The sequence below is a fragment of the Piscicoccus intestinalis NBRC 104926 genome (assembly GCF_001515525.1).
Lineage (GTDB): Bacteria > Actinomycetota > Actinomycetes > Actinomycetales > Dermatophilaceae > Kineosphaera > Kineosphaera intestinalis.
Window position 1 is genome coordinate 1 of the sequence record NZ_BCNQ01000017.1, and the last position, 19,315, is coordinate 19,315.

The 19,315-nt window shown below is 71.3% G+C and carries 15 protein-coding genes and 1 pseudogene; 9 read left to right on the forward strand and 7 right to left on the reverse strand.

The annotated features are described in order from the left end of the window. Both PINTE_RS04970 and PINTE_RS04975 read left to right on the forward strand, forming a co-directional pair. A pseudogene (locus tag PINTE_RS04970) lies at positions 1-538 on the forward strand (amino acid adenylation protein); the annotation flags it as partial. A 72-nt stretch (positions 539-610) separates the two neighbouring features. After that, complete coding sequence (locus PINTE_RS04975) at positions 611-2,056, forward strand: M1 family metallopeptidase (protein ID WP_245642810.1); 1,446 nt, start codon at positions 611-613, stop codon at positions 2,054-2,056. A gap of 14 nt (positions 2,057-2,070) precedes the next feature. Here the strand turns inward: PINTE_RS04975 and PINTE_RS04980 are convergent, their stop codons facing one another. Further along, positions 2,071-3,615 (reverse strand): threonine/serine exporter family protein, encoded by a 1,545-nt coding sequence (locus tag PINTE_RS04980; RefSeq protein ID WP_169798459.1) that lies wholly within the window; start codon positions 3,613-3,615, stop codon positions 2,071-2,073. A 93-nt stretch (positions 3,616-3,708) separates the two neighbouring features. Between PINTE_RS04980 and PINTE_RS04985 the strand changes: the two genes are divergently transcribed. Beyond that, positions 3,709-5,211 carry an aminopeptidase P family protein gene (locus PINTE_RS04985; RefSeq protein ID WP_068427083.1) on the forward strand — a complete coding sequence of 501 codons (1,503 nt, stop codon included), beginning with the start codon at positions 3,709-3,711 and terminating at the stop codon, positions 5,209-5,211. A 102-nt stretch (positions 5,212-5,313) separates the two neighbouring features. On the opposite strand, the gene PINTE_RS04990 is transcribed toward PINTE_RS04985, so the two are convergent. Then, positions 5,314-6,021: a superoxide dismutase family protein gene (locus PINTE_RS04990; RefSeq protein ID WP_068427085.1), complete on the reverse strand. Its 708-nt coding sequence runs from the start codon at positions 6,019-6,021 to the stop codon at positions 5,314-5,316. Between the two features lie 205 nt (positions 6,022-6,226). Between PINTE_RS04990 and PINTE_RS04995 the strand changes: the two genes are divergently transcribed. Next, a complete protein-coding gene (locus PINTE_RS04995; protein WP_068427087.1) occupies positions 6,227-7,012 on the forward strand; it encodes a YflT domain-containing protein in 786 nt (261 codons plus the stop codon). Positions 7,013-7,105: 93 nt separating this feature from the next. Here the strand turns inward: PINTE_RS04995 and PINTE_RS05000 are convergent, their stop codons facing one another. Continuing rightward, complete coding sequence (locus PINTE_RS05000; RefSeq protein ID WP_068427089.1) at positions 7,106-8,302, reverse strand: acyl-CoA dehydrogenase family protein; 1,197 nt, start codon at positions 8,300-8,302, stop codon at positions 7,106-7,108. Positions 8,303-8,543: 241 nt separating this feature from the next. Between PINTE_RS05000 and PINTE_RS05005 the strand changes: the two genes are divergently transcribed. Together PINTE_RS05005 and PINTE_RS05010 are read left to right on the forward strand one after the other, a co-directional pair. Next, positions 8,544-8,741: a hypothetical protein gene (locus PINTE_RS05005; RefSeq protein WP_068427092.1), complete on the forward strand. Its 198-nt coding sequence runs from the start codon at positions 8,544-8,546 to the stop codon at positions 8,739-8,741. A gap of 262 nt (positions 8,742-9,003) precedes the next feature. Further along, on the forward strand, positions 9,004-9,360 hold the full coding sequence (locus tag PINTE_RS05010) for a hypothetical protein (protein ID WP_068427094.1): 357 nt from the start codon (positions 9,004-9,006) through the stop codon (positions 9,358-9,360). A gap of 176 nt (positions 9,361-9,536) precedes the next feature. Here the strand turns inward: PINTE_RS05010 and PINTE_RS05015 are convergent, their stop codons facing one another. From PINTE_RS05015 to PINTE_RS05030, 4 genes are all read right to left on the reverse strand, one after another. After that, positions 9,537-10,559, reverse strand: coding sequence for a dihydroorotate dehydrogenase-like protein (locus PINTE_RS05015; protein WP_068427096.1), 1,023 nt, complete (start codon positions 10,557-10,559; stop codon positions 9,537-9,539). Continuing rightward, the gene (gene nifJ, locus PINTE_RS05020; protein WP_068427098.1) at positions 10,559-14,149 is read right to left on the reverse strand and encodes a pyruvate:ferredoxin (flavodoxin) oxidoreductase; all 3,591 of its coding nucleotides are present in this window, start codon (positions 14,147-14,149) and stop codon (positions 10,559-10,561) included. Before nifJ ends, PINTE_RS05015 begins: the two co-directional genes overlap by 1 nt. A 199-nt stretch (positions 14,150-14,348) precedes the next feature. After that, the gene (locus PINTE_RS05025) at positions 14,349-15,224 is read right to left on the reverse strand and encodes an HpcH/HpaI aldolase/citrate lyase family protein (protein WP_068427100.1); all 876 of its coding nucleotides are present in this window, start codon (positions 15,222-15,224) and stop codon (positions 14,349-14,351) included. A gap of 30 nt (positions 15,225-15,254) precedes the next feature. Further along, on the reverse strand, positions 15,255-16,328 hold the full coding sequence (locus tag PINTE_RS05030) for an HpcH/HpaI aldolase/citrate lyase family protein (RefSeq protein ID WP_068427102.1): 1,074 nt from the start codon (positions 16,326-16,328) through the stop codon (positions 15,255-15,257). Between the two features lie 325 nt (positions 16,329-16,653). On the opposite strand from PINTE_RS05030, the gene PINTE_RS05035 reads away from it, so the two are divergent. Genes PINTE_RS05035 through PINTE_RS05045 form a run of 3 tightly spaced genes read left to right on the forward strand, consistent with a single transcriptional unit; the run spans position 16,654 to position 19,259 of the window. Then, positions 16,654-17,346: a DedA family protein gene (locus PINTE_RS05035; RefSeq protein WP_084343253.1), complete on the forward strand. Its 693-nt coding sequence runs from the start codon at positions 16,654-16,656 to the stop codon at positions 17,344-17,346. Between the two features lie 10 nt (positions 17,347-17,356). Next, complete coding sequence (locus PINTE_RS05040) at positions 17,357-18,625, forward strand: magnesium transporter MgtE N-terminal domain-containing protein (RefSeq protein WP_068427104.1); 1,269 nt, start codon at positions 17,357-17,359, stop codon at positions 18,623-18,625. Then, the gene (locus tag PINTE_RS05045) at positions 18,618-19,259 is read left to right on the forward strand and encodes a DUF1003 domain-containing protein (RefSeq protein ID WP_084343254.1); all 642 of its coding nucleotides are present in this window, start codon (positions 18,618-18,620) and stop codon (positions 19,257-19,259) included. The genes PINTE_RS05040 and PINTE_RS05045 overlap by 8 nt, the downstream gene beginning before the upstream one ends. Positions 19,260-19,315 lie beyond the last annotated feature (56 nt).

The window sequence follows — 19,315 nt, forward strand, 5'->3', positions numbered from 1 at the left end:
GCTCCTCGCCGGTGGCGTGGCCGCCGGCGCCCTCGCCGTCGCCGCGAAATGGCTTCTCGTGGGTCGCATCCGGCGCACCGACCACGCGTTGTGGACGTCGTTCGTGTGGCGCAACGAGCTGGCGGACACCTTCGTCGAGCAGCTCGCCGCGCCCTGGCTGCTGCGCGGCGCGCTCGGCACCCCCGTGCTCGTCGCGTGGTTCCGCGCGATGGGCGCGCGGATCGGCTCCGGGGTGTGGTGCGAGACGTACTGGCTGCCGGAGGCCGATCTCGTCACCCTTGGCGACGGCGCCACGGTGGGACGCGGCTGCGTGGTGCAGACCCACCTGTTCCACGACCGCGTGCTGTCGATGGACCGCGTCACCCTGCACGCGGGCGCCACCCTCGGCCCCAACTCGGTCATCCTGCCCGCCGCCGACATCGGCCGGCACGCCTGCGTCGGCCCCGTCTCCCTCGTCATGCGCGGGGAGTCGGTGCCCGACCGCACCCGCTGGGTCGGCAACCCCGTCGGCCCCTGGCGGGACGCGCCGCGACAGTGATAATCCGGTACCCGACCGATCCACGAATCCGCCGACGCCGCGACCCGGCGTCCGACCCCCGGGGGTGAACCGGTGCCCAAGAGGCCCACGCGCTCGCACGCGCCCGATGACACCGACACCGACGTGCCTGCCGCCCCTGGCGCCCCTGCCGCCTCCGGCGACCGGGCGCGCCGTGATCTCGGGCCCCTAGGCGGCAACGAGACGTACGTGCCCGGCCACGGCGACCGGCGCTACGCGGTGCACTCCTACGACCTCGACCTCACCGTCAAGCTCGCCGGCAACCACGTGCGCGGACGCGCCGAACTCGTCATCACCCCGACCGCATCGCCCGACGAGCCGACCGGCGACCTGGACCGCTTCCGCCTCGACCTGCACGGCCTGAAGGTCGACGGCGTCACCGTCGACGGCAAGCCCGCCAAACACACGCGCCGCGGCGACCACGTGCACGTCTCCCCCAAGCAACCGGTGCCGGCCGGGGGGCACGCCCGGGTCGTCGTGCGGTACTCGGGCAACCCGTCCCAGGTGCGCGGGATCGACGGGCTCGCGGGCTGGGAGGAACTCGACGACGGGGTCATCGTCGCCTCGCAGCCGCACGGGGCGCCGTCGTGGTTCCCGTGCAACGACCGCCCCGACGACAAGGCCGCCTACCGCATCGCGGTGAGCACCGACTCCGGCTACCGGGTGGTGGCCAACGGCACCCTCGTCGAGACGGTCCGTCGCTCGAGTCGCGCGACCTGGGTCTACGAGCAGCCGGAGCCGATGGCCACGTACCTGGCGACCGTGCAGATCGGCCGCTACGAGCAATTCGACCTCGAGCACACCGACGGCCCCGGCGGAGCGGTGCCGATCACCGTGCACCACCCCGCGTCGCTGCTTCGGCAGGTGCGATCGGGTCCGATGGCCCGGCACCGCGACATGATGGCCGCGTTCGCCGACGCGTTCGGCCCGTACCCGTTCGCCCGCTACGACGTCGTCGTCACGCCCGACGTGCTCGAGATCCCGCTGGAGGCGCAGACGATGTCGATCTTCGGCCGCACGTTCGTGCGCGCCGGTTGGGAGCAGGAGCGGCTGGTCGCCCACGAGCTGGCCCATCAGTGGTTCGGCAACGCCGTGACCCTCGGCGCGTGGCGCGACATCTGGTTGCACGAGGGATTCGCCTGCTGGAGCGAGTGGTTGTGGTCGGAGCGCTCCGGCGGCCACACCGCCGCCGAGCTCGCCCGCGACCACCACCGCCGGCTCGCCCGGGAGCCGCAGGATCTCTACCTCGTCGACCCGACCCCGGAGCTCATGTTCGACGACCGGGTCTACAAGCGCGGCGGCGTGCTCGTCCAGGCCCTGCGCGAATACGTCGGAGACGGTGCGTTCTTCGAGTTCCTGCGCGGCTGGTGCGCGCGGCACCGGTTCGGCACCGTGAGCACCGAGGGGTTCGTCGCGCAGGCGGCCGCCGAACTGGGCCTGGCTCCCGACTGGTTCGACCCGTGGCTGCAGCACCGCGCCCTCCCGGCGTGGGGAGACTGACGCCCGAGAGGCCCCTACTCCTTGCTGTCGGCGTGCGCGGGCCGCAGCGCGCGGTCGGTCGCCTTGTCGACGATGGCCCCGGACCGGCGTCGGGTGGCCCGGCCGAGGTAGGCACCGAGGCTGACTCCGGCCGCGAGCGCCAGGCCGACGGCCACCGCCCCGCCGAGGGAGTCGAACGCCGGCCCGTAGCCCTCCCGCCCGTCGTTGGTCGCGAGGTGGTACAGCCCGCGGTACACCGCGAGGCCGGGCAGCAGCGGCACGATCCCGGCGGTGCTCAGCGCGAGCCCCGGCACGGTCCACGCCCGCCCGAACACCTGGGCGCAGGTGCCGACGACGAGCGCCGCCACCCCGCTGGCCGCGGCGGCGCCGAGGGCGTCGACCGTCAGCGCGTACACGCCCCAGCCGACGCTTCCGGTGACCATGCACAACGCGACGGTGCGGCCGCCGGCGTAGGAGCTGATCGCGAACGCCACGGCGATGAGGGCCGACGACACGACCTGCAACCCCACGTCGCCGGTCATCCCCTCGTACGCGGACAGGTACATCGGGGCCCCCAGCGTCGTGCTCACGGTGAGCACCATGAGCACGCCGACGATGATGCCCATCGTCAGCACGACCACCTCGAAGGCCCGCGCGGAGGCAGTGATGTAGTACCCGTCGATCGCGTCCTGGGCCGCTCCGACCACCGAGAGACCGGCCAGCAGCACGACGATGCCGGTGGCGACGACCGCGGAGGCCGACACCCGTTCCAGGCCCGGCACTTCGTCCAGGCGGGCGTACACGAGGGCGACCGCCATCGTCGTCGGGATCGCGCCGCCGACGACCTGTGTGAAGAACGTCGGCAGCTTGCGGCGGGCGAGCCACAGCTGGCTGCGGTCGACGATGACGGCGTTGACCAGGGACAAGACGACCTCGGGGGTGGAGCCACCGAGGAGCAGGCACACGGAGACGCCGAGCAGCGCGTACGCCGCGGTCACCAGCGACCGGCGGTACAGCCGCGGCATGGCCATGATCGACTCGAACCGTTGCCGCGCCTCGTCGAGGCTGACGATGTCTCCCTCGATGTCGTTGACGAGCCGCTGCAGCCGCGCGAGCCGCTCATAGTCCTGGGTGCGGGTGCTCACGTTGCGGATCAACGTGATCGGCGGCTCCGCGCCGCGGTAGTGGCACACGCTGATCGAGGTGAACGTCACGTCGACGTGCACCGACCGCAGGCCGTACACCGCCCGGATCCGCAGCACCGCCGCGGTGACCTCGGCGGCGGAGGCGCCGGTCGACAGCAGCGAATCGGCGATGCGCATCGCGAGGTCGAGCACCCGGCGGGCCCGCTGCTCGTCGACGCCGTCGGTCACGGCCCGCAGGTCCAGGCTCCACGTGGGCGCGGCCTCGGCGGTCAGGGCCCGGTGGGCCCGGTCGCGCCAGCGCAGCTTGCTGGTGTGGGCCACGAGGAAGCCGGTGTCGGTGTCCGCCGCGGTCGGCAGGGCGCGGGTGTGGGTCGTGGGGTTGACGGGCTTGTTCGACGGTTTCTTTCGCGGTCGACGCGGCAGCGGTGCGGACACGTCTCCCACTGTGCGACGCCGCGGCCGGGCGGGGCAATCACCCTGTTCACGGGCGCGTCGGCGGCGTCGGGACGGGCGTGCCAGCATGGGGTGATGAGTGAGCAGCAGGCCAAGGCCGGGCACCGCGCCCGCCCCACGTCCGAGAACTTCACGGCGTTCATCGCCTCCGGGTGGGCGCCGCGCAGCACGCAGTTGCCCGACCTCAGCGAGCCGGCCCGCTGGGCCTCTCCGCGTCGCGAGGCGCTGTCGGCTGCGTTCCCCGGTGAGCGGCTCGTGCTGCCCGCCGGCGGCTACAAGGTGCGCAGCAACGACACCGACTACGTCTTCCGGCCGCATTCGGCGTTCGCCCACCTCACCGGCCTGGGCAGCGACCGCGAGCCCGACGCGGTGCTCGTGCTCGAACCGCTACCCGAGGGCGGTCACGAGCCGGTGTTGTACTTCCTGCCCCTGGCGCCGCGCGACAGCGAGGAGTTCTTCGCCGACTCCCGCGTCGGGGAGTTCTGGGTCGGCGCCCGCCCGACGCTGGAGAGCATGGCCGCCGAGCTCGGCATGCGCACGGAGCCGGTGGAGAACCTGCGCGACGCCCTCGCCAAGGACGCCGGACTCGTCTCCCTGCGCGTCGTCCGCGACGCCGACACGCAGGTCAGCGCGATGGTCGAGGAGGTGCGGTCGCAGAGCGGCCTCGTGCAGTCGGCCCAGGAACAGGAGGCTGCGCTCGAGGCCGACGCCGAGTTGGCGCGGCGGCTGTCGACGATGCGCATGGTCAAGGACGACTGGGAGGCGCAGCAAATGCGCGAGGCGTGCGCGGCGACCGCGGACGCCTTCGGAGCCGTCGTCGCCGACCTCCCGGAGGCGGTGCGGCGCGGCCGCGGCGAACGCTGGGTCGAGGGGGTCTTCGGTCTGCACGCGCGGCACTCGGGCAACGGGGTCGGCTACGACTCGATCTGCGCCGCGGGCGACCACGCGAACACGCTGCACTGGATCAAGAACACCGGCGACCTGCGCCCCGGCGACCTCATCCTCATCGACGCCGGCGTCGAGATCGACTCGCTGTTCACCGCCGACGTCACCCGCACCCTGCCGGTCGACGGCACGTTCACCGACGTGCAGCGGCGGGTCTACGACGCGGTCTACGCGGCCCAGTGCGCGGGGATCGAGGCGTGCCGCCCCGGGAACACGTTCAAGGACGTGCACGCCGCGGCGATCCGAGTGATCGCGCAGCACCTCTTCGACTGGGGCCTGCTGCCCGACGGCGTGAGCGTCGAGGAGACGCTCGCCGAGGAGGGGCAGTGGCACCGCCGCTGGATGGTGCACGGCACGAGCCACCACCTCGGCATCGACGTGCACGACTGCCAGCTCGCCCTGCGCGAGGACTACATGGAGGGCACCCTGGCTCCCGGCATGGTGCTCACCGTCGAGCCGGGCCTGTACTTCAAGGCCGACGACGAGCTGGTGCCGCCCGAGCTGCGCGGCATCGGCGTGCGCATCGAGGACGACATCCTCATCACCGCCGACGGCTGCGAGAACCTCTCGGCCGCACTCCCCCGCGCCTCCGCCGACGTCGAGGCCTGGATGGCCGACATCTGGCGCCGCTGAACGCCACCGAACGACGCAGCAAACCGCGTGCCGTGGTGAGGACTGCAGTCCTCACCACGACACGCGGTCTTCGCGTCGTGCGGGGTCCCCTCCGGGGTGGGGTCAGTGCCCGGCGCCCGCGGTGGCCTCCCCGGAGCCGGCGCCCTGGGTCTGCTCGAGCACCGCGCAAGCCACCCGGGTGCCGGAGTCGCCGGTGTTCTTCGTCTCCTGGTCGGGGCCGTTGGCCGCGTAGCGCTGCGGGACGTTCGCGAAGTTGTCCGGGCCGCTGTGCACGACAAGCGCCGACCCGTCTCTGTCGAACAGCAGGTCGCTGGTCAGGTTCGAATTGGTGGTCAGCGAGGCGTTGCCGTTGTCGCCGACGAGCAGCGACGGCAGGTCACCGGCGTGCTGCCCGTGCTGGGCCCCCTGCCCGGCGAGGTGCCCACCGGCCGAGAGGAACGCACCCGTCTGCGAGGGGTTGTCCGGCGCCGCGGACTGACCCTCGCATTTGCCGACCGAGTGCACGTGCAGGCCCTTGAAGCCCGGCTCCAGCCCGTGGGCGTTGACGACGACGTTGATGCCCGCGTCACCCTCGGAGAGGGTGACCGTGCCGACGTCGCCGCCTTGGGCGTTGACGAGCTTTCCGGTCGCGATCGTCGCACCCGACTCACCGGTCGACCCGCCCGCCTCGGCGCCGTGCTGTCCGTACGCCCCGGCCGTCGGGCGGTTCTCGACATAGGTCGCGGGGTAGCCCGCATCACCACAGGCTGCGAGGGCGAACACCCCCACGATGCCGAGCGCGGTCAGGACGTGGCGGCGAGGCTGGCGCATGGTCAACTCCGGGATCGATGGTGACGCCGTCGCTGGGCGCACACGGCGGACGGTTCTGATGCTGCTAACCCTGTCCGAGCTTATGTCGCTACGCAATCCACGACACGAGTTCGGGCGACCCGGCATCGGCGCAGCAGGCGACCGGTGCGGTCCTCGTCCAGCTTCCACCCTGCACGGCCTCAGCGGCGTCGGAGACAATCGACTCATGACAACACCTGCCACCCCCGGCGGTCGCGTGCCGATGGAGCGTCTCAGCCTCGAGTTTCCGCGGAGCCTGGCCGTCTACGACTCCTACACCGACGCCCAACGCGCCGTGGACTACCTCTCCGACAAGGAGTTCGCCGTCGAGAACGTGCTCATCGTCGGCACCGACCTCAAGCAGGTGGAGCGCGTCATCGGTCGCCTCACGTGGACGAAGGTGCTCACCGGCGGCCTGCTGACCGGCATGTGGCTCGGCCTGTTCGTCGGCCTCATCTTCTCGCTGTTCACGCCCACCGGCTCGGGCACCGAGTGGATCGCCGCGGTGCTGCCCGCCGTGCTGACCGGCGCCGTGTTCGGCGCGATCTGGGCCGCGATGGGTTACGTGTTCACCCGCGGGCGCCGCGATTTCACGTCGGTCACCTCGGTCGTCGCCACCAAGTACGAGATCCTCGTCGAGCACCGGGTGTTCGACCAGGCCCGCGACCTGCTCGCGCAGGGCGGCATGAGCGCCGGCCTGTCCACGACCGGAGCGGCCGGAGCGCCCGGATCGTCGGGAGCCGGTCCGGCCCGCCCGAACCCGTACGAGGGCCGCTACGGCGCCATGCGCGACGACACCCCGGCGCGTTCGGGTGGCGCGAACGACTCCGGCTCCGGCTCCTCGGTCGCACCGCCGCCCGCGGGTGACGACCGGCCGCGGTACGGCGAGCGACTGCCCGACGACGCGCCGCCCCCGCAGGGCCCCCGCTACGGAGAGGGTGGCCCGTCCGCGCCGCCGAACCCGCGCGACTGACCCGCAAAGCCGACAGAGCCCGCCCCGGCCCGGGGCGGGCTCTGCTCGTGCGTCGGATGAGCGCTGTCAGCGCTGTCAGCACTGTCAGCACTGTCAGCGCAGCTTGTAGTCCTCCAGCAGGCGGCGGCCGATGATCATCCGCTGGATGTCTGCGGTGCCTTCGCCGATGAGCAGCATCGGCGCCTCGCGGTAGAGCCGCTCGATCTCGTACTCCTTGGAGTAGCCGTAGCCGCCGTGGATGCGGAACGAGTCCTCGACGACCTGCGCGCAGTACTCGGAGGCGAGGTACTTGGCCATGCCGGCCTCGAGGTCGTTGCGCTGCCCCTTGTCCTTCATGCGGGCGGCCTTGACCATCATCTGGTGGGCGGCCTCGACCTTGGTCGCCATGTCGGCGAGGCGGAACAACACGGCCTGGTGGTCGGCGATCTTCTTGCCGAACGTCTCCCGCTGCTGGGCGTAAGCGACGCCGAGTTCGAACGCCCGGCGCGACAATCCGCAGGCGCGGGCGGCGACGTTGACGCGGCCCACCTCGACGCCGTCCATCATCTGGTAGAAGCCCTTGCCCGGCTCCCCACCGAGGATCTGGGCCGTCGTCGTCTGGTGCCCCTCGAAGACGAGCTCGGTCGTGTCGACGCCCTTGTAACCCATCTTCTCGATCTTGCCCGGCACGGTGACGCCCTGCGCGGTCTGGCCGAAGCCCGGCTCCTTCTCGATGAGGAAGGTCGTCATGTTCTTGTAGACGGAGTCGGCGCCGGTGTCGGTCTTGACGAGCACGGCGACGAGGTTGGCGCTGCCGCCGTTGGTCAGCCACATCTTCTGGCCGTTGATCGTCCACGAATCGCCCTCGCCGGCAACGGCCTTGGTCTTGATGCCGGAGACATCGGAGCCGCACCCGGGCTCACTCATCGAGAACGCGCCGCGGATCTCGCCGTGCGCCATCTTGGGCAGGTACCTCTGCTTCTGCTCCTCGGTGCCGTGCTGCAGCAGCATGTACGCGACGATGAAGTGGGTGTTGATGATGCCCGAGACGCTCATCCAGCCGCGGGCGATCTCCTCGACGGTCAGCGCGTAGGTGAGCAGCGACTCCCCCAGGCCGCCGTACTCCTCGGGGATCATCAGGCCGAAGATCCCCATCTCCTTCATGCCCTCGACGATCTCGGTCGGGTACTCGTCCTTGTGTTCCAGGTCGGTGGCGACGGGGATGATCTGCTCCTCGACGAACTCGCGGACGAGCTTGAGGAGCTCGCCCTGTTCCTCGGTCAGTCCGTCCGTCTGCTGCAAGCGGGACATGCCAGCCACCCTTCGATGCGTGGTCGATGCGGTCTGTGCTCAGTATGCCGAACGGGCGGCGCCGCCACAGGCCAACGGCACAGCAGGCGCCGCTGAGCGAATGCCGTGTCAATCGTCACGGGTGCTCGCGCGCCGCGTGCGTCACACTTCTTGGTCAAACGAGGGCTTTCCCCGCCACCACCATCGACCGGCGCCGCTCCCGCCGGGCGCGGTTCGGTCGAATTCACAGGAAGGACAGTCGATGTCGCCATCACACGCCACTCTGCACTTCCAGGCCTGCGCCCCGGCCACGGCGCCCGTGCCCGACAAGGCCCCGGCGGTCCGAGGTTCCGCCGCGGCCCTGCGCGCCCGGCCCGATCGGGACGTCCGGGCGCGCACCAGCCTGGCCCGCGACCGCGCCCGCTTCGCCGCCGGCCGACTCGAGTCGTCCGGCCGCTGACCGCGCCAAACCGCGCATCTCGTTGACTCGCCTCGGCACCGCCCGATAGGAGACGAAGCGAGGAGTGGAGGTGAGCGGTGCCCGTCATCGTGGTCGGCCGCACGGGCGGCTGGGTGGACCGGCTCCGGGTGTACCGGGTCGCCTGCAACGGCGTGAGCTACCGGCTTCCCGCGAACCGCTCGGTCCGGTTCGACCCGGCGCAGGGGCGGGTCGATGTAGGGCCGAGATCGACTGGGTGCGGCCGGCGGTATGGACCGGTGAGGTGGAGGCCGAGCAGCACCTGCTCATCCGCCCCCACCACGTCGCCGCGGGCATGTTCGGTGCCGGCGAGTACCTGCGGATCGTCCCGTGCCGCGCCGAGGACATCCCCGCCCCGATGCCCCCGGAGACGGTACGCCCGGCCCGCGCTCTCCCGTCTGCCCGGCTCGCCCTGCTGCGCGTGGTGCTCGGCGTCGTCGGCCTCCTGGCGGTGCGACAGGTGCCGGGTGCGACCGATCTCGGCCCGCTGCCGAGCCTGCTCGTCGCGCTGGTGTTGCTGGCATTGCTGGGGTTCACCCTCCACGCCGTGGGGCTCCTCGTGCAGTCGCGGCGCGCGGCCCGGGTCGACGCCCGCGGCTGACCGGCGGCTCCACCCGCTCGCCCGACGTCGCCCGACGTCGCCCGACGTCTACCCACGTCGCCCGACGTCCCTCGAAACTGCGTGTCGTGGTGAGAACTGCGGCACGAACAGCAGTCTTGATCACGACACGCAGTTCTCAAGGTCGTTGGTCTGGGCTCAGGGTCGTTGGTCTGGGCTCAGGGTCGGTGGGTGGGCCAGGTGGTGATGGCCTGCACGTACTGGGCGCGCTCGTACTCGCCCGGGTTCTCCACGGAGTCGGCCCGCATGCTGCCGGTGAGCTGGCGCACCGACTCGTATTCGTGCTCGACGAGCCAGGCGTGCACGTCGCGCAGCAGCGTGGCGATCAGCCCCGGTCCGTGGGTGAGCACCGCGGAGGTGGTCATCGCGACGTTCGCGCCGACGAGCAGCGCCTTGATGACATCGGAGGCCGAATGCACCCCGCCGGTCGCGGCCAGCGACAGCTCGGGCAGCTGGCTGCGCAGGATCGCGATCCACCTCAGCCGCAACCGCAGCTCGTCCGGCGTCGAGAGCGCGACCTTCGGCACGACCTGCAGCTCGTCGAGGTCGATGTCGGGGCCGAGAAAGCGGTTGAAGAGCACGAGCCCGTCGGCGCCGGCGTCGCGGGCGCGCCCGGCGAAGTGCGACAGCGACAGGTAGTTGTTGCTGAGCTTGACCGCCAGCGGCACCCCGACCGCCGCCTTGACCTCCTCGATGATCCGCAGGTACCGGTCCTCGACGTCGGCGGAACTCTGCTGCGGATCGGCATTGACCGCATAGGGATTGAGCTCGATGGCGTCCGCGCCGGCGTCGGCCATGAGGGTCGCGTACCGGGCCCACCCGCCGGGGCGTTCGGCGTTGACGCTGGCGATGACCGGCACGCTGAGCGCGTCCTTGGCCTCCTCGACGAGCCGCACGTGGGAGTCGGGCCCGTACCCCGAGGTGTCGACCTCGCTCAGCGGCGCGGAGTCGAACTCGGCGAAGCCGTCCCCGACGTCCATGAGGTCGAGCGCGGCGAGCTCCTCGGCCTCCACCTCCTCCTGGAAGAGGCTGGGCAGCACGACGGCCGAGGCGCCCGCCTCCTGCAGGGCGAGCATCGTCTCGACGGCGCGGGTCAGCGGGGAGGCGGAGGCGACAACGGGCCCGGACAGGCGCAGCCCGAGGTAGTCGACGCCCAGGTCCGGCTGTGTGGGGGTGCCCATCACGACTCCTGCGGATCGCTCGACTCGGCGGGCAAACCCCGCTCCAACCCGGCGAGTTGGCTGTAATACCGCCACCGTTCGTCGACGTCGGCCTGGGCCAGGTCGAGCAGGGCGGCGGCGCGCTCGGGGTGGCTGCGGCGCAGCATCGCGAACCGGGCCTCGCCGTCCATGAACGTCGACACCGGCGTACTCGGGGCCTTGGAGTCGAGGTGGAAGGGGTGCGCGGCGCCGTCGGCCGTGGGCCGGTAGCGATAGAGCGGCCAGTACCCGCTGGCGACGGCGTCGCCCTGGTGACTCATCGAGGTCTCCATGTCGATGCCGTGGGCGATGCACGTGCTGTAGGCGATGATCAGGCTCGGGCCGGGCCACGCCTGCGCCTCGAGCAGCGCCCGCACGGTCTGCTGCTGGTTGGCGCCGAGCGCGATCTGCGCGACGTAGACGTCGCCGTAGGCCTGGGCGATGAGCCCGAGGTCCTTGCTCGTCGTCGACTTGCCGGCCGCGGCGAACTTGGCGGCGGCCGCCCGCGGGGTCGCCTTCGAGGCCTGGCCGCCGGTGTTGGAGTACACCTGCGTGTCGAGCACGAGCACGTTGACGTTGCGGCCGCTGGCCAGCACGTGGTCGAGGCCGCCGTAGCCGATGTCGTAGGCCCACCCGTCTCCGCCGATGATCCAGATCGACTTGTCGACCAGCTCGTCGGCCAGGCTGCGCAGCGAATCCGCCTCGGCGCCGGTCACGTTCGCGAGCAGCTCCTTGAGCTCGGCCACCCGCTCGCGCTGGGCCGCGATGCCGCCCTCGTCGCTCTGGTCGGCGCCCAGGATCGCGTCGACGAGCGCCGGCCCGTCGGGCCCGAGGTCGTCGCGCACGGCGGTCAGGTAGCGGCGGGCCTCGGAGTTCTGCTGCTCCCACGCCAGCCGCATGCCGAGGCCGAACTCGGCGTTGTCCTCGAAGAGGCTGTTGCTCCAGGCGGGCCCGCGCCCGGCGGCGTTCGTCGTGTAGGGCGCGGTCGGCAGGTTGCCGCCGTAGATCGAGGAGCAGCCGGTGGCGTTGGCGACGACCATCCGGTCGCCGAACAGTTGTGTCAACGTCTTGATATAACCGGTTTCGCCGCAGCCGGAGCAGGCGAGCGAGAACTCGAACAGCGGCTCCAGTTGTGCCACGCCCTTGACCTGGTCGTGGCGCACCGCGGTGCGCTCGATCTCGGGGATCGACAAGAAGAAGTCGTAGTTGTCGCGTTCGGTCGACACATGGTCGCGTCGCGGTTCGAGGTTGATCGACTTGTGCTTGACCTCGGTCTTCGAGCGCGCGGGGCACACGTCGACGCACACGCCGCAGCCGGTGCAGTCGTCGGGGGCCACCTGCACGATGAGCCGGTGGTCCTTGAGCCGGCGGTCGGCGTACCGCTTGTGCTGCAGCGTGTCCGGCGCCCCGTCGAGGGCCTCTTGTGGCATCACCTTGATACGGATGGCGGTGTGCGGGCAGACGATCGCGCACTTGCCGCAGTCGATGCACAGGCTCGGATCCCAGATGGGGATCTCCGGGGCGATGCCGCGCTTCTCGTAGCGCGAGGTACCGGTCGGCCACGTGCCGTCGACCGGCATGGCGCTGACCGGCAGCCGGTCGCCCTCGCCGCGCAGCATGAGCGCGGTGACCCGCTGCACGAAGTCGGGGGCGTCGTCGGGCAGCGGTGGCATCCGGTGGATCTCGCTGTCGGCCTCGGCCGGTACGACGAGCGGTTCGAGCGCGTCGATCGCCGAGTCGATCGCGGCGAAGTTGCGCTCGACGATGACGCGCCCCTTGGCCCCGTACGTCGCCTCGATCGCGGCCTTCATCCGCGGCACCGCCTCGGTCTCGGGTACGACGCCGGAGAGGTAGAAGAAGCAGGGCTGCATGACGGTGTTGATGCGCCGCCCCAGCCCGGCCGCGCGGGCCACGGCCCCGGCGTCGACGAGGTGCACGCGCAGGCCCCGGTCGATGATGAGTTGCTGCACCTCCCGGGGCAGTTCGTTCCAGGTGCCGGCTCCGTAGGGGCTATTGAGCAGCACCGTCGCACCCGGCTTGGCGACGTCGAGCGTGCGCATCTGGGCGAGGATGTCGAACTGGTGGACGGCGACGAAATCGGCCTCCTCGACGAGGTAGGCCGAGTTGATCGGGGCGTCCCCGAACCGCAGGTGGGAGACGGTGACGGCCCCCGACTTGCGCGAGTCGTAGACGAAATAGCCCTGGGCGTAACGGCCCTCGTCGGCGCCGATGATCTTCACGGAGTTCTTGCTCGCGCCGACGGTGCCGTCGGAGCCGTAGCCGTAGAACACGGCGCCCAGCGAGCGCGGAGCGATGCGGTGTTCGTCGTGCACGGCCAGCGACAGGTGCGTGACGTCGTCGGTGATGCCGACGGTGAACCGCGGCTTGGGCCGGTCGGCGGCGAGTTCGGCGAACACGGCGCCGGCCATCGCGGGGGTGTACTCCTTGCTCGAGAGCCCGTAGCGCCCGCCGATGACCAGCGGCTGACCGTGCTCGAAGCGCCCGGGGTCGGCCGTCAGGGCGAGCACGACGTCCTGATGCAGCGGTTCGGCGGGCGCGCCCGGCTCCTTGGTGCGGTCGAGCACGGCGATGCGGCGCACGGTGGTCGGCAGGGCGTCGAGCAGTTCGCCGGTCGGGAAGGGCCGGTACAACCGCACCACCGCGACGCCGACCTTCTCACCGGCCGAAGCGAGTTCGTCGACGACCTCACACGTGGTGCCGAAGCCGGAGCCCATGATGACGACGACCCGCTCGGCGTCCGGGGCGCCGTGGTAGTCGACGAGGTGGTACTCGCGCCCGGTGCTCGTGGCCAGTTCGGCGAAGCATTCGGCGACGACGCGGGGCACGGCGGCGTAGAAGGGGTTGGCGGCCTCGCGGGCCTGGAAGAAGACGTCGGGGTTCTGGGCGGTGCCGCGCAGCACGGGCGCGTCGGGGGTCAGGCCTCGCGCACGGTGGGCGAGCACGTCCTGCTCGGGCACGAGGGCCCGCATGTCGTCCGGCTCCAGCAGCTGGATCTTGTTGACCTCGTGGCTGGTTCGGAACCCGTCGAAGAAGTGCAGCACGGGCACCCGCGAGCGCAGTGTGGCCGCGTGCGCGACGAGGGCGAAGTCCTGGGCCTCCTGCACGGAGCTGGAGGAGAGCATCATCCAGCCGGTCATGCGGGCGCTCATGACGTCGGAGTGGTCACCGAAGATGCTCAGCGCGTGCGTGGCGACCGCCCGCGCCGCCACGTGAATGACCGCTGGGGTCAGCTCCCCGGCGATCTTGTACATGTTCGGCAGCATGAGCAGCAACCCCTGGGAGGCGGTGAACGTGCACCCGAGCGCGCCCTTGGTCACCACCCCGTGCAGCGCGCCGGCGGCACCCGCCTCCGACTGCATCTCGACGACCTCGGGCACGGCGCCCCACAGGTTGACGCGACCGGCGGCGCTCCACGCGTCGGCCGCCTCCCCCATCGCCGAGCTCGGCGTGATCGGATACAGCGCGATGACCTCGCTGAGGGCGTGAGCCACGCGGGCCGCCGCATCGTTGCCGTCGACCGTGGCCCACCGGGCCCCGCGTGCCTGCTGCATGCCAACCGCCTCTCGCGACAACCCGCCTGCACCATTCCACCGAGTCGATCGGCCGGCCGTCACCAGGCCCAAGGTCCCGCCTTCCCCACACCTCCCACACGATCGAAGGCTGCCCTTTCGGTCGAGGGCTCGTGCTGCAGCAGGAGCCGCCGACCGAAAGGGCAGCCTTCGGCCAAGAGACAGGGGGGCGCCCGTCGGGTCAGGCGTCAGCTTCGAGGGCGAGGATGGCCTCGTGCATCGTCAGGATCCGCTGGGCGGAGTCGACGTGTAGCTGCTCGATGAGGCGGCCGTTGTAGGTGACGACACCACCGCCTCCGCCGGCCTCCCACGCGTCGAGCACGCCGCGAGCGTCCTCGATGGCCTTCTCGCTCGGGGCGAACGCCTGGTTGGCGCCCTCGACCTGGCCGGGGTGGATGAGGGTCTTGCCGTCGAAGCCCATCCGGCGACCCTGCTCGCACTCGGCGAGAAAGCCCTCGGTGTTCTTCACGTCGTTGTACACGCCGTCGAGGATCGCCACGCCCGCCGCGCGCGCCCCGAGCAGCGCCATACCCAACCCGGCCAGCAGCGGCTCGCGGCCCGGCACGTGCTCGGCGAACAGCTCCTTGACCAGGTCGTTCGTGCCCATGACGAGCACCGTCAACCGGTCGGAGGCCGAGGCGATCTCCTCGCACCGCAGCATCGCCTTCGGGGTCTCGACCATCGCCCACAGCGCCGTCTTCTCCGGCGCCCCGTGCCGCTCCATCGCCGCGACCAGCTCGCGCACGGTCTGCGCGCTGTCGACCTTGGGCACCGCCAGGGCGTCCGGCCCGGCGGCGCACACCGCGGCGAAGTCGTCGTCGTGCCAGGGGGTTCCGATGCCGTTGACGCGGATCGTCACCTCCCGGCGCCCGAAGTTGCCGACCGCCGCGCAGGCCTGCTCCCGGGCGACCTCCTTGGCGTCGGGCGCGACGGCGTCCTCGAGGTCGAGGATCAACCCGTCGCAGGGCAGCGTCGCGGCCTTGGCCAGCGCCCGCTCGTTGGAGGCCGGCATGTACAGCACCGAGCGGCGCGGCCGGAAGGTCTCCTCGTGACTCATGACTAGCTCCTCAAGCAATCGCGGGCGGACTCAGGCCGACTCGGCGGCGGACTTCGCGGCGGCGTACTTCTCCCCCAGCTCGGGGTCGATCTGCCCCAGCTGCTCGGCCAGCGTCACCATGACCAGGCACTGCTTGAGGGAGGCGTCGTCCTCCATCTTGCCGTCGAGCATCACCGCGCCCGTGCCGTCTCCCATCGCGGCCTTGACCCGGTAGGCGTGCGCGACGTCGTCGGGGTCGGGGCTGAACACCTTGCGGGCGATCTCGATCTGCGCCGGGTGCAGCGTCCACGTGCCGACGCAGCCGAGCAGGAACGCGTTGCGGAACTGGTCTTCGCACGCGACGACGTCCTTGATGTCGCCGAACGGCCCGTAGTACGCGTAGATGCCGTGCATCGCGCACGCGTCGACCATGCGCGCGACCGTGTAGTGCCACAGATCCTGCTGGTAGGTGGCCCGAGCCCCGTTGATGTCGCCGTCGGTCGGGTCCTGACGCACGAGGTAGCCGGGGTGCCCGCCGCCGACGCGGGTCGTCTTCATCTTGCGGTCGGCGGCCAGGTCGGCCGGGCCGAGCGAGATGCCCTGCATGCGCGGGCTCGCGCCGCAGATCTCCTCGACGTTGACCATGCCGCGGGCCGTCTCGAGGATCGCGTGGATGAGGATCGGGCGCTCGATGCCGGCCTTGGCCTCCAGCTGCGCCAGCAGCCGGTCGACGTAGTGGATGTCTTCGGCGCCCTGCACCTTGGGGATCATGACGACGTCGAGCTTGTCGCCGATGGCCGGCACAAGGGTTGTCGCGTCGTCGAGGAACCACGGGCTGTCGAGGGCGTTGAGGCGGCTCCACAGCTGGGTCGGCCCGAAGTCGGTGGCCTGGCCGATCTGCACGAGCCCCTCGCGGGCGGCGACCTTGTTGTCGGCCTTGACCGCGTCTTCGAGGTTGCCGAGGAGCACGTCGACCGTGCCGACCATGTCGGGCACCTTGGCCGCCATCTTCGGGTTGCTCGGGTCGAAGAAGTGGATCATGCGGGTCGGCCGCGCCGGGATCTCCCGCACGGGTTGGGGTGCCCCCACGGCCAGCGGGGTGAAGAAGTCCTTGGCGCTACGCATCGGCGCGAGCCTCCTGGGGTCATGGGGCGCGGGACGGCGGACGCGTTCGATCGGCGCCGACCGACGCGCCCGGGCGGTCGAGCCGATGTCCCGTACCGGCGGCGCCACCACCGGCCCAGCGGGAACGGCGAAGAGCGGCGCGGTCCGGTTCGGGACCCAGGCCCGACTCTAGTCCGCGGGTCCGCCGCCGGGCGGGCGATCCGGGCAGGCGGGCGGGCCGCGGGACCGTCTCCACCTCCAGATCGGAGCCCGAACGCGCGGTGATCGACCGGGCGGTCGACAATCGAGTGCCGAGACCGACCCGACTCCCGCACCAGGAGCCTGCATGCACCCGTTCGCCACCGAACCCACCTCGGGCTTGGCGGGATTCGTCGTCCAGGTGATGGAGGTGCTCCGGGAGCCGGGCGCCGGCCTGCTCGTGGCCGCCGAGAACCTCTTTCCGCCCATCCCCAGCGAAATCATCCTGCCGCTGGCCGGATTCGCCGCCTACCGCGGCACGCTGTCGCTGACGGCGGCGATCCTGTGGACCACCGCAGGTTCTCTTGTCGGCGCGCTGGCGCTGTACTGGCTCGGGCACGCTCTCGGGCGGCGGCGGATCCGCGCGTTGTTCGACCGGCTCCCGCTGACCGACCCCTCCGACATGGACCGCACCGAGCGGTGGTTCGCCCGGCACGGCTACCCGGCGGTGTTGTTCGGCCGGCTGCTGCCCGTCATCCGCAGCCTCGTGTCGGTGCCCGCGGGCACGACCGGCATGAAGCTGCTGCCGTTCGTCGCGTTCACCACCCTCGGCAGCGCCGTGTGGAACTCGCTGCTCATCCTCGCCGGCTACGAGCTCGGGCGGCGGTGGCAGCTCGTCGAGCAGTACGTGTCGTGGCTGCAGTACGTCGTCGTCGGGCTGCTCGTGCTGCTCGCGGTGCGCTTCGTCGTGCGGCGCCTGCGCCGTCGCCGCACGACCCCTACCGGCGACCCGCCCGCGCCGGGGGCGACGTCGGCGTCGGCACCGCAAACGCCCAGGTAGCCTAAGCCCCGTGTCCTCGCGCGTCTTCGTCTCCCGGCTGGCGAGCCTGTCCGTCTTCGACCCGCTGGGCGACCAGGTGGGTCGGGTACGCGACGTCATCGTCACGGTCAGCCCGCGGCGTCAGCGACCCCGCGTCATCGGCCTGACCGTCGAGGTCGCCGGCCGGCGCCGCGTTTTCGTGCCGATGACCCGCGTCACGAGCATCGACGGCGGCCAGGTCATCACCACCGGGCTGGTCAACATGCGCCGCTTCGAGCAGCGGCCCAACGAGACCCTCGTCATCGCCGAGGTCTTCGACCGCCAGGTCACCGTGCACGACGACGACGGCACCTACCCCGCGATCGTCGAAGACATCGCCATCGAGAAGGAGCGGGTGCGCGACTGGTCCGTCGTCAAGGCCTTCGTGCGCAAGGGAGACGGTAGCCGCAGCTTCGGGGGCCTGGGCCGGCGTCGCGGCGAGACGCTCGTCGTGCCCATCGAGGAGGTCGCCGGCCTGCTCACCGCCGACGTCGACCAGGGCGCCGCCGGGCTGCTCGCCAACTACGACGACCTCAAGGCCGCCGACCTCGCCGAACTCATCCACGACCTCAAACCGAGCCGGCGCGTACAGGTGGCCGCCGCGCTCGACGACGAGAAGCTCGCCGACGTGCTTGAGGAGCTGCCCGAGGACGACCAGGTCGAGATCCTGGCGACCCTGGAGTCGGACCGCGCGGCCGACGTGCTCGAAGCCATGCAACCCGACGACGCCGCCGACCTGCTCTCCGAGCTGTCTCCCGAGGCCCAGGAGCGCTACCTGCGCCTCATGGAGCCCGACGACGCGGCCGACCTGCGTCGGCTGCTGACGTACGAGGACGACACCGCCGGTGGTCTGATGACCACCGACCCGGTCGTGCTGCCTCCGGAGGCGACGATCGCCGAGGCGCTCGCACTCGTGCGCCGCACCGAGATCTCCCCCGCGATCGCCGCGACGGTCTTCGTCTGCCGGGCGCCGCTGGAGACCCCGACCGGCCGCTACCTGGGCACGGTGCACATCCAGCGGATGCTGCGCGAACCCCCGCACGGCGCGGTCGGCGCGATCATCGACAAGGACATCGAGACGCTGACGCCCGACGCCTCGATCGGCAAGATCACCCGCACGTTGGCGACGTACAACCTCGTGTCGGTGCCGATCGTCGACGAAGACAACCACCTGCTCGGCGCCGTGACCGTCGACGACGTGCTCGACCAACTGCTGCCCGAGGACTGGCGTGGGGAGCGGCACGAGGTGAGCAATGACTGATGAAGCCCGGTTCGGGCGCCTCGACCAGCCCCGCGAGACGGGCCGCCGCATGTGGCGCCCGCGCACCATCAACTCCGAGCGCTTCGGCGTCATCGCCGAGGGGTTCGCGCGGTGGATGGGCACCGCGCAGTTCCTCATCTACATGTCGGTGTTCGTCGCGGCGTGGCTCGCCTGGAACACCCTCATGCCGGAGGCGGTGCAGTTCGACCCGCGCTCGCTGAACTACACCCTGCTCACCCTGATCCTCAGCCTGCAGGCCTCGTACGCCGCGCCCCTGATCCTGCTCGCGCAGAACCGCCAGGACGACCGCGACCGGGTGGCCCTGGAGCAGGACCGGGCCCGGGACGAGCGCAACCTCGCCGACACCGAGTACCTCACCCGCGAGGTCGCGGCCCTGCGGATCGCGCTGCGCGAGGTCGCCACCCGCGACTACGTGCGTTCCGAGTTGCGCGAACTGCTCGACGAATTGCGCGACGAACTGCGTGAGGAGACCGAGCCGTCCCACGGGCGCACCCAGCAGGCCGCCGCCAAGGCCAAGTCGAAGGGCAAATCCACGCGGCCGGCGAAGAAGCGCTCCCCCGCGCCGGAGCGACCCGGCGGTGCGCCGGGCACCGATCCGACCGACCCGCAGTAGCCCGGTCGCCCGCGATCGGGACCACCCGAGGCGGGCGAAGTGAACGTCTCGTTACA